Source organism: Serratia surfactantfaciens, assembly GCF_001642805.2.
Classification (GTDB): Bacteria; Pseudomonadota; Gammaproteobacteria; order Enterobacterales; family Enterobacteriaceae; genus Serratia; species Serratia surfactantfaciens.
The window spans coordinates 122,000-135,946 of the sequence record NZ_CP016948.1; the positions used below are offsets into that span (position 1 = coordinate 122,000).

At 56.1% G+C, this 13,947-nt stretch carries 10 protein-coding genes; 8 read left to right on the top strand and 2 right to left on the bottom strand.

What is annotated here, in order from left to right; all coding sequences use genetic code 11:
- Positions 1 to 14 precede the first annotated feature (14 nt).
- A complete protein-coding gene (gene barA, locus ATE40_RS00510; protein ID WP_019455097.1) occupies positions 15 to 2,741 on the bottom strand; it encodes a two-component sensor histidine kinase BarA in 2,727 nt (908 codons plus the stop codon).
- Between the two features lie 66 nt (positions 2,742 to 2,807).
- On the opposite strand from barA, the gene rlmD reads away from it, so the two are divergent.
- The 3 genes from rlmD to mazG all read left to right on the top strand — a co-directional run bounded on the left by rlmD (position 2,808) and on the right by mazG (position 7,293).
- Positions 2,808 to 4,157, top strand: a complete 1,350-nt coding sequence (gene rlmD, locus ATE40_RS00515) for a 23S rRNA (uracil(1939)-C(5))-methyltransferase RlmD (protein ID WP_063918169.1) — start codon at positions 2,808 to 2,810, stop codon at positions 4,155 to 4,157.
- A 9-nt stretch (positions 4,158 to 4,166) separates the two neighbouring features.
- Positions 4,167 to 6,398, top strand: a complete 2,232-nt coding sequence (gene relA, locus ATE40_RS00520) for a GTP diphosphokinase (RefSeq protein WP_025159647.1) — start codon at positions 4,167 to 4,169, stop codon at positions 6,396 to 6,398.
- Between the two features lie 100 nt (positions 6,399 to 6,498).
- Complete coding sequence (gene mazG / locus ATE40_RS00525) at positions 6,499 to 7,293, top strand: nucleoside triphosphate pyrophosphohydrolase (protein ID WP_063918170.1); 795 nt, start codon at positions 6,499 to 6,501, stop codon at positions 7,291 to 7,293.
- A 97-nt stretch (positions 7,294 to 7,390) separates the two neighbouring features.
- On the opposite strand, the gene ATE40_RS00530 is transcribed toward mazG, so the two are convergent.
- Positions 7,391 to 7,951, bottom strand: a complete 561-nt coding sequence (locus tag ATE40_RS00530; RefSeq protein ID WP_063918171.1) for a recombinase family protein — start codon at positions 7,949 to 7,951, stop codon at positions 7,391 to 7,393.
- 279 nt (positions 7,952 to 8,230) lie between these two features.
- On the opposite strand from ATE40_RS00530, the gene xyeA reads away from it, so the two are divergent.
- The 5 genes from xyeA to ATE40_RS00550 all read left to right on the top strand — a co-directional run bounded on the left by xyeA (position 8,231) and on the right by ATE40_RS00550 (position 13,839).
- Positions 8,231 to 8,386 carry a XyeA family cyclophane-containing RiPP triceptide gene (gene xyeA / locus ATE40_RS23960; RefSeq protein ID WP_071891933.1) on the top strand — a complete coding sequence of 52 codons (156 nt, stop codon included), beginning with the start codon at positions 8,231 to 8,233 and terminating at the stop codon, positions 8,384 to 8,386.
- A gap of 65 nt (positions 8,387 to 8,451) precedes the next feature.
- Positions 8,452 to 9,630: a cyclophane-forming radical SAM/SPASM peptide maturase XyeB gene (gene xyeB / locus ATE40_RS00535; RefSeq protein ID WP_063918172.1), complete on the top strand. Its 1,179-nt coding sequence runs from the start codon at positions 8,452 to 8,454 to the stop codon at positions 9,628 to 9,630.
- A complete protein-coding gene (locus ATE40_RS00540; protein WP_063918173.1) occupies positions 9,627 to 10,490 on the top strand; it encodes a hypothetical protein in 864 nt (287 codons plus the stop codon). Before xyeB ends, ATE40_RS00540 begins: the two co-directional genes overlap by 4 nt.
- A 4-nt stretch (positions 10,491 to 10,494) precedes the next feature.
- Positions 10,495 to 11,712: an HlyD family secretion protein gene (locus ATE40_RS00545; protein WP_063918174.1), complete on the top strand. Its 1,218-nt coding sequence runs from the start codon at positions 10,495 to 10,497 to the stop codon at positions 11,710 to 11,712.
- A gap of 3 nt (positions 11,713 to 11,715) precedes the next feature.
- Positions 11,716 to 13,839 carry a peptidase domain-containing ABC transporter gene (locus tag ATE40_RS00550; RefSeq protein WP_063918175.1) on the top strand — a complete coding sequence of 708 codons (2,124 nt, stop codon included), beginning with the start codon at positions 11,716 to 11,718 and terminating at the stop codon, positions 13,837 to 13,839.
- Positions 13,840 to 13,947 lie beyond the last annotated feature (108 nt).

Consider the following 13,947-nt stretch of genomic DNA (forward strand, 5'->3'; position numbering starts at 1 on the left):
TATGGCCTGCGGATTCAGGCGGGCTGCGTCAGATGCGCGCGCGCCGCGTGGATCACCAGTTCAATCTCATCCAACAGCTCCAGCCACTCCGGCTCCAGCTCGTCGTTGGTGACGCCCTGGCGCAGCTGCCGCTCGAGGTAGAAACACAGCTGTTTGAGACGCGGCACGCCGCTGTAGCTGCAGCTGCCGTGCAGCTTATGCACCAGATCGAGGATCTCGTCGTCATGCTGTCCGTCGAGCAGCGTCTGCACCCGTTCGCGCACCTGCGGCAGGAAATCGAGCAGCATTTGCAGCAGATCGCGCGCCAGATCCGGTTTGTTGGCCGCCTGGCGCAGCGCCAGCGGCCAGTCGAGCGACAGCGGTGCATCGTCGGCGACGGCGCTTTCCGCGTCGCCGCTGTGGTAGCGCGACAGCACGCGGGTCAGCATTTTCTCGTCGATCGGTTTGGCCAGGTAGTCGTCCATGCCAGCCTGCAGCAGGTGCTCGCGCTCGCCGCTGGCGGCATGGGCGGTGACGGCGACGATCGGCGTGGAGTTGTGATGCGGCAGTTGGCGAATCAGCTCGCTGGCGTGAATGCCATCCATCTTCGGCATCTGAATGTCCATCAGGATCAGATCCAACACGTTGTCGCGCGCCAGCTCCAGCGCTTCCTCGCCGCTCTCGCAGAGCAGGGTTTTCTCCACCTGTTCACCCAGCAGCGTGCCGATCAGCTTCAGGTTGGCCGGATTGTCGTCAACCGCCATCACCGTCAGCGGCAGGCGTTTACGCTCCGGCTGCGCGGTGAGGCGCGCCGGCGCCTCCATCCTCAATAGCGGGAACAGCCGGGTGCTGGTGATCGGTTTGATCAGACAGCCGAGCGCGCCTTGCTGCTTAAGCAGCTCGGCGTCGATCTGCGCCTGGCACGGCAGCGCCAGAATCACCCTATCGGCCAGCTTCAGCGAGGCCAGCAATTTGTCCTCGTGCTGCGCCATGTTGTCGCGGAACGGGATCGGTACGCCGGCCAGCAGGAAGTCATAGTGGCCTTGCGGCAGCTGGCCCAGCGTCGGCGAGTGGGTGATCACCAACTGCGTGACGCTGAGCATGTTGAGCGTCGCCTGCGCCGCCGTCGGGTTGGACTCGATATAGGCCAGCGTTTTGCCGTTCAGATCCGGCAGGCTCGGTGCCAGCGACAGCATGCCCTCGTTCAGATCCAGCGTGATGTGGAACCAGAAGGTCGAGCCGCGATTCAGCTGGCTGTGGAAGCAGATGTCGCCTCCCATCTCCTTCACCAGTTTTTGTGTGATCACCAGCCCCAGCCCGGTGCCGCCGTGGCGGCGGGAGATGCTGGCGTCCGCCTGGCGGAATGCCTGGAACAGCTGCGACTGCTGGCGTTCGGAAATGCCGATGCCGGTGTCGTGGATCTGCACTTCCACTTCTACCCGGCGCTCCAGCTGTTTGCGCAGCTCGACGCGAATGTCGATATTGCCGGTTTCGGTGAATTTGATGGCGTTGCCCAGCAGGTTGGTGATGATCTGCTGCAGGCGCAGCGAGTCGCCGATCACCTGCTCCGGCACGTCGTTGTGCACATCCAGCGTCAGCTCAAGACCCTTGTCGTGGGCGCTCGGCGCCAGCAGCACCACCACTTCGTCCAGCGTTTCACGCAGGGCGAACGGAATGTGTTCCAGCACCAGCTTGCCGGCCTCCAGCTTGGAGAAATCCAGCACGTCGTTGATGATGGTCAGCAGGTTGTTGGCCGAGCGTTCGATGGTCTGCAAATAATCGGTCTGGGTCGCGCTCAGATCGGTTTTCAGCATCTGGCGGGTGAAGCCGATCACGCCGTTGAGCGGGGTGCGCAGCTCGTGCGACATGTTGGCCAGGAATTCGGACTTGATGCGCGCCGCCTCCTGCGCGCGTTTTTTCGCCAGATCCAGCTCGACGTTTTGGATCTCCATCTGCTCCAGCGTTTCGCGCAGATCGGACGTGGCCTGATCGATATTCTGCTGCATCTCTTCGTGGTAGGCGGTGAGCGACATCGCCATCGAGTTGATGCCGTTCTTCAGCATGTGCAGCTCGCCGAGCATGTAGCCCTCCACGCGGCTGTCGAGCTGGCCGCGGCGGATGCGGTCGACGGTGTTCACCATGTTGCGGATCGGGCCGGTCACGTCGCGCATCAGCCGGTAGGCGAACAGGATGGCGATGCACATGCACAGCAACAACAGCAGGGTAGAGACAAAGACCTCTTTATATTGCTGCAGCCGCACCGACTGCAGATCCAGCTCGATCGCCACATAGCCCAGGTTGTTGTCGGGATGGCTGCCGCCGTCGGCGTTTTCATCCGGATATTGGTTTTCCGACAGGATCGGCGTGCGCAGGATCAGCGAATCGCCGCGCCGGGTGAGCATCAGGTCGGTGGGCAACGGTACGCCTTTCGGCAGCTGCAGCTGGGCGAAGTTGTGATGATAATTGGAGGTGACGAACAGGTTGTTCTGCGCATCGAACACGGTGATCGAACGCACGATGTCCGAATGGCGGCGATGCAACAGACTGACCAACTGCCTGACCGACTCGCGGCTGCGGAACGTCATGCCGTACTCGCTGGCCACCGCCAGCGGCTCGATGATGCTGGCGCCGGCGTCGACCAATTGCTCCTGCAGCTCGTTGTAGCGATGCACCACGAAGAAGGTGCTGAGCAGCAAACCAATCAGCAAGGTCGGGGCCAGAATCAGGATCATCATGCGCGCACGCAGGCTGTATTTGGTCATGGGATTCCAATGTGGGAGAATTGACAGCTGACACTAGCTTAATGAACCAGCACACAATCGACAAATATGGCGCAATTCTACTCTCCCAAACGCCGCGTGACGACCCGGCAGAGCTCACAAATCTTCACCGTGACGGTGAGCGATCTCGATCCTTTCGGCCAGGGCGTGGCGCGCCACGACGGCAAAGCGGTGTTCGTGCCGGGCGTACTGCCGGGCGAGCAGGCAGAAATTCAGCTGACCGAAGACAAGCGCCAGTTCGCCAAAGGCAAGCTCAAGCGCCTGCTGAGCCGCAGCCCGCAGCGGGTGGAACCGCGCTGCCCGCATTTTGGCGTATGCGGTGGCTGCCAGCAGCAGCACGCGGATGAGGCGCTGCAACAGCAGAGCAAGGCGGCGGCGCTGGTGCGCATGATCGCCCGCGAAACCGGGGTAACTCCCCAGCAGGAACCGGTGATCGCCGGCCCGGAATACGGCTATCGCCGCCGCACCCGCCTTAGCCTGGCGTGGCAGCCGAAGCAGCAGCGCCTGATGATGGGTTTTCGCCAGGCGGCCTCCAGCGAGCTGGTGGCGGTGGCGCACTGCCCGGTGTTGCGGCCGGAGCTGGAACAGCTGCTGGCGCCGGTGCGCACCTGCCTGAGCGGGCTGCAGGCGGTGCGGCGGCTGGGGCATGTGGAGCTGGTGCTGGCGGATAACGGTCCGCTGCTGGTGCTGCGCCATCTCGATGCGCTGAAGGACGCGGATCGGCAGGCGCTGTTGGCGTTTGGCGAGCGGGAAAACGTCGCCGTTTACCTGGCGCCGGACAGCGAGCGGTTGGAAAAACTGTGCGGTGACGCGCCGTATTATCAGGTTGACGGGCTACGCTTAGACTTCAGCCCGCGCGACTTTATTCAGGTCAATGACGCCGTAAACCAACAAATGGTGGCGCAGGCCCTTGAATGGCTCGACATTCAACCCAATGATCGGGTGCTGGACCTGTTCTGCGGCATGGGCAACTTCACTCTGCCGCTGGCGCGCCGCGCTGCTGCGGTGGTGGGCATCGAAGGTGTTGCCACGCTGGTAGCGAATGGGCAATATAATGCACATAAGAATAAGCTGAATAATGCGTCGTTTTTCCATGAGAATCTGGAGGACGACGTGGAGCGGCAACCTTGGGCAGCACAAGGGTTTGATAAGGTGATGCTGGATCCCGCCCGCGCCGGTGCGGCCGGGGTGATGTCACATATTGTAAAACTGGCGCCGGCGCGGGTGGTTTATGTTTCCTGTAACCCCACCACGCTGGCTCGCGACAGCAAAGTGCTGTTGAGCGCCGGTTATCGTCTTGCGCGCGTGCGGATGTTGGATATGTTTCCGCACACGGGGCATCTTGAATCAATGGCGCTGTTTATCAACGAGCGCGCGCCAGAGGTCGCTGCAAAGTAGGGAGAGGTTATGGTTGCGGTAAGAAGTGCACATCTGAATACGGCGGGTGAGTTCGCTCTCGATGAGTGGATCGCCAGCTTGGGGCTACCTAACCCGCAGTCATGTGAGCGATTGGCCGCAACCTGGCGTTATTGTGAGCAGCAGACCCAAAACCATCCCGACGCCTCGCTGCTGCTGTGGCGCGGCCTGGAGATGGTGGAAATCCTCTCGACGCTGAGCATGGACAACGACAGCATGCGCGCCGCGCTGCTGTTCCCGCTGGTGGACGCCGGTATCGTGCAGGAAGAGATCCTGACCGAAGCGTTCGGCAAGGGCATCGTCGCGCTGGTGCACGGCGTGCGCGACATGGACGCCATTCGCCAACTGAAAGCCACCCAAAACGACTCGATGGCCTCCGAACAGGTCGACAACGTGCGCCGCATGCTGTTGGCGATGGTAGAGGATTTCCGCTGCGTGGTCATCAAGCTGGCGGAGCGCATCGCCCATCTGCGCGAGGTGAAAGACGCGCCGGAAGACGAGCGCGTGCTGGCGGCGAAAGAGTGTTCCAATATCTACGCCCCGCTGGCTAACCGGCTCGGTATCGGTCAGCTGAAATGGGAGCTGGAAGATTTTTGCTTCCGCTACCTGCACCCGGAAGAATACAAGCGCATCGCCAAGCTGTTGCACGAGCGCCGCATCGATCGCGAACAGTTCATCGACGATTTCGTCGCCGGGTTGCGCGCCGAGATGGCCAGCGAAGGCATTCGGGTAGAGATCTACGGCCGGCCGAAACACATCTACAGCATCTGGCGCAAGATGCAGAAAAAGCACCTGGCATTCGACGAACTGTTCGACGTGCGCGCGGTGCGCATCGTGGCGGAGCGTCTGCAGGATTGTTATGCGGCGTTGGGCATCGTGCATACCCACTTCCGCCATCTGCCGGACGAGTTCGACGACTACGTCGCCAACCCGAAACCCAACGGCTACCAGTCGATCCATACCGTGGTGCTGGGGCCGCGCGGCAAAACCGTCGAGATTCAGATCCGCACCCGGCAAATGCACGAGGACGCCGAGCTGGGCGTGGCCGCGCACTGGAAGTACAAAGAGGGCGCGGGGGTTACCGTGCGCTCCGGCTACGAAGAGCGCATCGCCTGGCTGCGTAAGCTGATCGCCTGGCAGGAAGAGATGGCGGACTCCGGCGAGATGCTCGACGAAGTGCGCAGCCAGGTGTTCGACGATCGGGTCTATGTGTTTACCCCGAAAGGCGACGTGGTGGATCTGCCGGCCGGCTCCACGCCGCTCGACTTCGCCTACCATATTCACAGCGACGTCGGTCACCGCTGCATCGGTGCCAAGATCGGCGGCCGCATCGTGCCGTTCACCTATCAGCTGAAGATGGGCGATCAGATTGAGATCATCACCCAGAAGCAGCCGAACCCGAGCCGCGACTGGCTGAACCCGAACCTGGGCTACGTCACCACCAGCCGCGGGCGCTCGAAGATCCACAACTGGTTCCGCAAGCAGGATCGCGACAAGAACATTCTTGCCGGCCGCCAGATGCTGGACAACGAACTGGAACACCTCGGCATCAGCCTGAAAGAGGCCGAAAAGCTGCTGATCCCGCGTTACAACATGAACTCGCTGGACGAAGTGTTGGCGGCGATCGGCGGCGGGGACATTCGCCTGAACCAGATGGTGAATTACCTGCAGGGCAAGTTCAACAAACCGAGCGCCGAAGAGCAGGATCGCGAGGCGCTGCGCCAGCTGGTGCAGCAAAAAGCGCCGCCGCCGACCCGCAACAAGGACAACGGCCGAGTGGTGGTGGAGGGGGTGGGCAATCTGATGCACCACATCGCCCGCTGCTGCCAGCCGATCCCGGGCGACGACATTGTCGGCTTTATCACCCAGGGGCGCGGCATCTCGATCCACCGTGCGGATTGCGATCAGCTGGTCGATTTGCAATCCCACGCGCCGGAACGCATTGTCGACGCGGTATGGGGCGAAAGCTACTCCAGCGGCTATTCGCTGGTGGTGCGTGTGATGGCCAATGACCGCAGCGGCTTGCTGCGCGATATCACCACTATTCTGGCCAACGAAAAGGTCAACGTGCTGGGCGTCGCCAGCCGCAGCGACACCAAGAAACAGCTGGCCACCATCGACATGGATATCGAAATCTACAACCAGCAGGTGCTGGGGCGGGTGTTGGCGAAGCTGAACCAGCTGCCGGACGTGATAGACGCCAAGCGTCTGCACGGCAACTAAGCCCACGGCACTTTTCGGGCCGCATCCGATGTCGATGCGGCCCGAACTCCATCAGTTCCGGCGGGCATATCAGCACGCCCTTTTTTCTCAGAGATTTTTTATGACCCAATCCACTCCGCTGCAGCGTCTGTTGAACATCATGAAAACGCTGCGCGACCCACAGGTCGGTTGCTCGTGGGACCGCAAGCAAACCTTCGCTACCATTGCGCCCTACACGCTGGAGGAAACTTACGAGGTGCTGGACGCCATTGAGCGGCAAGATTACGCCGATCTGCGCGACGAGTTGGGCGATTTGCTGTTCCAGGTGGTGTTCTACGCCCAGATGGGGCAGGAACAGGGGCTGTTCGATTTCGATGAGGTGTGCACCGCCATCAGCGATAAGCTGGAGCGTCGTCATCCGCATATCTTCGGCGACGCCGAGGGCGGAGACAGCGAAACCGTCGCGGCGCGTTGGGAGCAGCTGAAAGCGGGCGAGCGCGCCGAAAAAGCGCTGCACTCGGTGCTGGACGATATTCCGCAGGCGCTGCCGGCATTGATGAAAGCGCACAAGATCCAAAAACGCTGCGCCTCGGTCGGCTTCGACTGGAACACTCTGGGCCCGGTGCTGGACAAAGTGTACGAAGAGATCGATGAAGTGATGCACGAAGCCCGCCAGGCGGTGGTCGACGAGAGCAAGCTGGAAGAGGAGATCGGCGATCTGCTGTTCGCCACGGTGAACCTGTCGCGTCATCTGGGGCACAAGGCGGAGAACGCGCTGCAGGCGGCGAACCGCAAGTTCGAACGCCGCTTCCGCCAGGTGGAAGAGATCGTTCAGCAACGCGGGCTGCGGTTGGAAGACGCCACGCTGGAGCAGATGGAAGAGGCCTGGCAGCAGGTGAAAAAATCTGAAATCTGAATGGATGGAGGCACACGGCGAGTGAGTTTCTTGACCCGCCGGTTCAACATCAGTCGATATCGCTCTTCTGCGTAGGGGACCTGTCGCAGAAGAGCCATTAACCGCATCTTTTCAGGTATTGGTAAAGCGTCTCTCTGCTGATGCCAAATTCGCGAGCAAGCTGCGTTTTCCTCTCACCGTTTGTTGCGCGTAACCGCAATTCAGCCTGTTGCTCGGAGGACAGCAATTTTTTTCTACCCCGGTAAGCGCCGCGCACTCTGGCCAGCGCGATGCCTTCGCGCTGGCGTTCACGAATTAAAGCTCGTTCGAATTCGGCAAATGCGCCCATGACAGACAGCATTAGCTTATCCGCTGATGAATCTTTACCGGTAAACGTCAAACTCTCTTTCACAAACTCAACGGTGACGCCTTTATCGGTCAGTCTGTGGACCTGACGTTGCAGATCATTCAGGTTGCGTGCCAATCTATCCATGCTCTGAACCACCACGGTATCGCCGTTGCGCACTGCCGAGAACAGGGCATCCAGCTCTGGGCGTTGTAGATCCTTGACTGACGCGTTATCAATGAAAGATTTATCTACCAGAGTTCTTTCCAGTTGCTGTTCGGGACTCAGTTCACAGTGACTAATCCGAATGTAGCCAATACGTTGACCGTTCATACGCCTCCGATGCTGAATATGTCATGAATAATCTATGACTTTAATTTCCTGTGTCAGTAAATAATATTTAAACCTTATTCTGACACTTTTAGTTTTTGGCTTTATATTGCGTTAGAGGTATAGCTCAACTTTTTGAAATAGTCTTTAAATTATCAATCCAGTAACAAAAAACTTATCCTGTGTAACATTTTTGGTTTTTTCTTCTTTATCTTTAACAATGTTTAAGTAAAGGTAATTGCGCACATCAATTCCGGTGTGCAATACAAAAAGGATTATGTGATGTCTAAATTAGCCAAAGAAATTAGCATGAATAAAGCAGCCGTCACCGTTGCAGCTGATAAAAAAGACGCACGAAAAGCACTGGCTCAATCTATGCTGGATAGCGTTTCTGGCGGTTGGGTCAACGCCTTTGCGCGTTGGTCTAAGAGTTTCTAATTAGTCTTGGTGCAGGGTGGGAAACCACCCTGCATTTCCTCATTTGTTGAACCGTGGTGCAGGCAATGACGAATAAGAAAAAAATAAAGCATCTTGAAATAATTCTAAAGGTTAGTGAACGATGCAACATTAACTGCACGTATTGCTATGTATTCAACCTGGGCAATGATTTGGCAATAAATTCAAAACCAATTATTTCTCATAACATCATTAAAGACCTGAGGGGGTTCTTCGAGCGGGCCTGTCAGGAGTATGAAATAGAAACGGTACAGGTTGATTTTCATGGTGGCGAACCATTAATGATGGGGAAAGAGCGTTTCGATAACGCCTGCAAAGAGCTTATTTCAGGTGATTACCAAGGCGCCAGGCTCAACCTGGCCTGCCAAACAAACGCTATCCTTATTGATAATGAGTGGATTGATATTTTCTCGAAATATAATATCAGCGTGGGTATTTCTATTGATGGTCCTAAGCACATTAACGACAGGCACCGTCTGGATAGAAAGGGCCGCAGCACCTACGAAGGTACGGTAAAAGGGCTGGAGATGCTACAGGCAGCCTGGAAGGCGGGTCGGCTTATCGATGAACCCGGTATCCTGTGCGTCGCCAATCCCTCGGTAAAAGGTGCTGAGATTTATCGCCATTTTGTTGATGTGCTGAAATGCAAAAAATTTGACTTCCTCATTCCTGATGAAAGCCATGATACGTGTACCGATCCTGACGGACTGTCAGATTTTTATTGCTCAGCGTTGGATGAGTTCTTTTTGGATGCGGATAAAGAGGTGTATGTACGCTACTTCCATACGCACATTCAATCCATGTTGAGTTCAGAATTCAGTCCAGTAATGGGGGTGAGTAAAGCCGGAAGCGACACTCTCGCTTTCACGGTGAGCTCCGATGGCGATCTGTATGTGGATGATACGCTCAGAACGACTAATGACGCTATATTTACGCCTATTGGCAATGTTCAGGATTTAATGCTGTCAGGCACGTTGGCTTCATGGCAGATGAAAAAATATATGGCGGTGAATAATCAGCTTCCTACCGTTTGCGCTGATTGCGTATGGCAAAAAGTTTGCGGCGGTGGCCGCCATATTCAACGCTATTCCTCAGGCGATGATTTCAACCGTGAAACCGTGTTCTGTCCGTCGATAAGAAAGATTATGAGCCGCGCGGCTTCGCATTTGATTGAATCGGGTGTGAGTGAAGATATAATCATGAAAAACCTAGAGGTTAACTCATGATCAAACGGCTATCCTTGTTGGCATTCTTTTTTTCCGGCATTAGCATGGCGGATCCACCCGCTGATTTTGGGCGTTTGCGGTATGATGAGCGTGGGTTGCCGCTAATTGATGTGCGGATCGATAACCGCCTTCATACCTTAATGCTGGATACCGGCAGCGGGGAGGGGATGCATCTTTATAAACACGATCTTGACAACTTGGTGGCTAATCCGAGTCTGGAAGTGTCGAAACAAGCGCCTCGTCGGTTGATGGATGTTTCCGGTGGAGAAAATAATGTCTCCGCCTGGAAAATTAGCCGGTTATTTATTTCAAACATTCCTTTCGATAATGTTGAAACGGTCAGTTTCAAACCATGGGGATTAAGCATTGGCGGTGATGTCCCCGTGAATGAAGTTATGGGATTGGGGCTTTTTCGAGAGCGCCGGGTGCTGATGGATTTTAAAAACGATCGGTTGCAACTGTTGGCCGATTTGCCTTCTGACATAAAGAAATGGTCATCTTACCCTATTGAACCCACCGCCTCTGGGCTACGCGTTATCGCCTCTGCAGGCGATACGTCTTTGCATCTGATTGTCGATACGGCGGCCAGCCATTCTCTGTTGTTTTCCGACCGTTTGCCGCCAGGCCTCCTGTTTTCTGGCTGTCGCGATATTGAACCTGAAGCATCAAACCTGGATTGCAGGGTGACAAAAATCGCTTTTACGGATCGTGAAGGGACGACTCGTGATGATCTGGCCGTTGTCACCCTTGGCGCAACGCCTCAGGAACTGGATTTCGACGGCTTGTTGGGAATGAAGTTCATGCGGGGACATCAGGTGATCATCGATATGCCTGAGCGCCTGCTCTATATCAGCCGTTAGCGCGATGGACAAAGAAAACTCTCTTTTCCGCCCGGAGGCGTTGCAGCATAAAAAAAATGCCTGGCTGGGCGATTTTACCGTGTCGGCACCATCAGTGTTGCCAATTGCCTTATGGAGCGCCGCTGCTGTTTTGCTGGTGGCTATTCTCCTGTTATTTACCACCTATGCCAAAAGGGTCCCTGTCACCGGGCGAGTGATCTATACCCCCTCCGCAGCGGAGGCGGTATTCAATCATGAAGGCATCATCGGCCGCATCGAAGTCCGCCAGGGAGAAAGGGTGAAAAAAGGCGATGTTATCGCAACGTTTTCACGCGACGTCGCCTATGCGGGGGGAGGAATGAATCAGGCGTTGCAAGATGCGGCTCAGCGTCAACTTACTGAATTGCAAAAGCGTGCGGAAGAACGGCGTAAAGAGGGGGAAGAAGAACGCCTGCGTTTGCGTGAGAAAGTCGGCGCCAAAGAACGGGAAATGGTGGCGATTCAAGCCGCGGCGGCGGCAGAGTCGGAGCGTGTCGCCGGTTTGAAGAAGCGCATGGAGCTTTATCAACAGCTGTTACAGAAAGGTATTACGACCGTACAAGAGAAAATTGAGCGGGAGAACGAATACCATGATTCCATCGCGCAGTTGAACACGCATCGAATCAATATCGCGCGGGTGAAAGGCGAGCTGCTGCAATTCCTGGATGAGCTGGCTCGCTCTGAATCGCAGGAAAAACAGTCTATTACTGACATTCAACAGCAGAAGGTTACGCTGCAACAACAGGTGATTAATGCTTCTGCGGTCGTGGAGTCGCGGGTAGTGGCTCCACTTGATGGCGTCGTCGCTTCAATGAGCATTTTGGAAGGGCAGAGAGTGGCTGCGGGTGCCGTTGCTGCGGTCGTGGTGCCGGAAAACGCGCGCCCATTCGTGGAAATGTGGATCCCGCCTTCCGCGTTGCAGGAAGTGAAAGCGGGTCAGCATGTTTTCATGCGTGTCGCATCATTGCCTTGGGAGTGGTTTGGGAAAGTGTCCGGTACGGTTGCTGCCATCAGCGCAAGTCCTGAGGCCCTAACGGGAAACAACCGGCGCTTTCGCGTGTTGATAACGCCCGATGTGGGCACGCGTGCGCTCCCGGTGGGCGTGGACGTCGAGGCCGATATCTTGACGACGCATCGGCGCATCTGGGAATGGCTGTTTTTACCATTAAAACAAAGTATTAACCGTATGACGGCTGAGAGTTGACACATGGTTTTTTCCTGGCAAAAAACGCCGCTTATCCTGCAGTCGGAAATGAATGAGTGCGGGCTGGCCTGTTTGGCCATGATGGCCGGCTATTTCGGCAAACGCATCGATCTCGCCTCGGCGCGCACCCTCCACGGCGCAAGCAGCCATGGGATGACGCTGCGGGATCTCATTACGGCGTTTGAACGGGTGGGGATGACGGCTCGCGCTTCGCGCGTGGAGCTCGATGAACTGCGTTCGCTGACCCGCCCCGCAATTCTTCATTGGTCATTCAATCATTTTGTGGTGCTGGTGAAAGTCACGCGTCGAGGCGCCGTGATCCTCGATCCCGCCATTGGTCGGCGCAGTATCTCCCTGCGCGAACTTTCCGATAAGTTCACCGGCATTCTGATGGAGGCCTGGCCGGCGGAGACCTTCGATAAAAAACCGCTGGAAATGAATGTTACCGTATCCGATCTTTTTCGTGGCGTACGGGGCTTAAGACGCATTTTTACCGGCGTTCTGATGCTTTCGGTTTTGGTGGAACTGCTCTCAATTGCCGTGCCGGCCGCTTCGCAATTTACTATCGATACATTAGTGCGTTCATCGGATCGTGAAGGGATATTTTTTGTCGGTATCGTGGTCATTGCAGCATTGCTGATTAAGTCCGCCTTTTCCGTGGTACGTGCCTGGATTTTGATGAACCTTCGCTATACGCTGGGCGTCAAATGGGCCGAAATGTTCTTTAACCGGCTTATCAGGCTCACGCTGTCATTTTTTGAAAAGCGCCATACCGGCGATATCGCGTCGCGTTTCCAATCGTTGACCGCCATTCAGGAAGCGTTCACGGCCGATATGGTTGCCTCGCTCCTTGATGCGATTGTGATTGTTATTTCGATGGCGATTATTTTTACCTATTCTCCTGTGCTCGCTATCGGTCCCCTGATCGCCGCCTGTGCATATGCCGCCTTAAAAGCGGGCCTGTTCTCGACATACCGCAATCGTAAAATCGAACATATCGCTTTTGAAGCGGTGCAATCCTCCCACTTCCTTGAGACGGTTAGAGCGATAAGCGCGATCAAAATGTTGAATTTGACGCCGGTTCGCCGCCGCGAATGGGTCAACCATGTGGTCAACAGCACACATGCAGGGAACCAACTGTTTAAACTTGATTTGCTGACCAATACGGCGGCTGTATTGCTTGTGGGTTTTTCCGGGATTTACGTACTTAGCGTCGGCGCCATCGGGTTCGATAAAGGCATTACGACTGGCGCCTTGTTGGCTGTGATGCTTTATGCCGATATGGTGATTACCCGCACGGTGAAGTTAGTCAATGCGGTTTCCGACTTCTGTCTGGTATCCATGCATAGCCAGCGTCTGACAGACGTGGCGGTTTCACCTGTGGAACGGGATGAAGGGGAGCATGTATCGCCACAGCTGAATGGGCATATCGTGATCCGCAACTTAGCGTTCCGCCATTCCCAGGCCGAGCGCAACATCTTCGAGGGGATCAATCTTGAGGTCATGCCAGGGGAAAACGTGGCGATTGTCGGGCCGTCCGGGTGTGGCAAGTCAACATTCCTCCATGTGTTGGCGGGGTTGTACGAATCTACCGAAGGGGATGTTTTCATCAATAATGTGGGGATGTCCGGCATGGGCAAACGAGACATTCGTGAACATGTCGCTTTTGTCATGCAAGACGACAAACTCCTGGCCGGAACCATACAGCAGAATATTACCGGTTTTACCGCATCACCCGATATGGAACGCATGGCTGAGTGTGCCAACCATGCGTCCATTGACGAGGAGATCAGCGCATTTCCGCAGGGATACGATTCGATGATTGGTGATATTGGCAGCACGCTTTCTGGCGGGCAACGCCAGCGTATTTCTATCGCCAGAGCGCTGTACCGGCAACCTCATGTGCTGTTGCTTGATGAGGCAACCAGCGATCTTGATATTGATAACGAAAAAAGGATCACTCGCGCTATCGGGCAATTGCCAATAACCCGCATTTTTGTTGCCCATCGCCCGGAAATGATCAAGTCAGCGGATAGGGTCTTTAATCTTCATTTGAACGCTTGGGTAAAGCAGGAAAGCCGGGGGACCGCTACAATGTTGATCGCCGACAAGGTTCACTCAAGCTGAAACGGTTAAGCTCGTGGTCAGGTCAGAGGCGCATGGCTGCCGTCGGCAGCAAAAGGCCAACAAACTGAAATCTAAGGCGTTTTATCGCTCCTGAGGGGCGGTAAAAAG

Coding starts and splice junctions, on each gene's coding strand:
- ATE40_RS00550 (WP_063918175.1), top strand. CDS start 11,716: ATGGTTTTTTCCTGGCAAAAAACGCCGCTTATCCTGCAGTCGGAAATG.
- rlmD (WP_063918169.1), top strand. CDS start 2,808: ATGGCGCAATTCTACTCTCCCAAACGCCGCGTGACGACCCGGCAGAGC.
- ATE40_RS00530 (WP_063918171.1), bottom strand. CDS start 7,951: ATGAACGGTCAACGTATTGGCTACATTCGGATTAGTCACTGTGAACTG.
- mazG (WP_063918170.1), top strand. CDS start 6,499: ATGACCCAATCCACTCCGCTGCAGCGTCTGTTGAACATCATGAAAACG.
- relA (WP_025159647.1), top strand. CDS start 4,167: ATGGTTGCGGTAAGAAGTGCACATCTGAATACGGCGGGTGAGTTCGCT.
- xyeB (WP_063918172.1), top strand. CDS start 8,452: ATGACGAATAAGAAAAAAATAAAGCATCTTGAAATAATTCTAAAGGTT.
- xyeA (WP_071891933.1), top strand. CDS start 8,231: ATGTCTAAATTAGCCAAAGAAATTAGCATGAATAAAGCAGCCGTCACC.
- ATE40_RS00540 (WP_063918173.1), top strand. CDS start 9,627: ATGATCAAACGGCTATCCTTGTTGGCATTCTTTTTTTCCGGCATTAGC.
- ATE40_RS00545 (WP_063918174.1), top strand. CDS start 10,495: ATGGACAAAGAAAACTCTCTTTTCCGCCCGGAGGCGTTGCAGCATAAA.
- barA (WP_019455097.1), bottom strand. CDS start 2,741: ATGACCAAATACAGCCTGCGTGCGCGCATGATGATCCTGATTCTGGCC.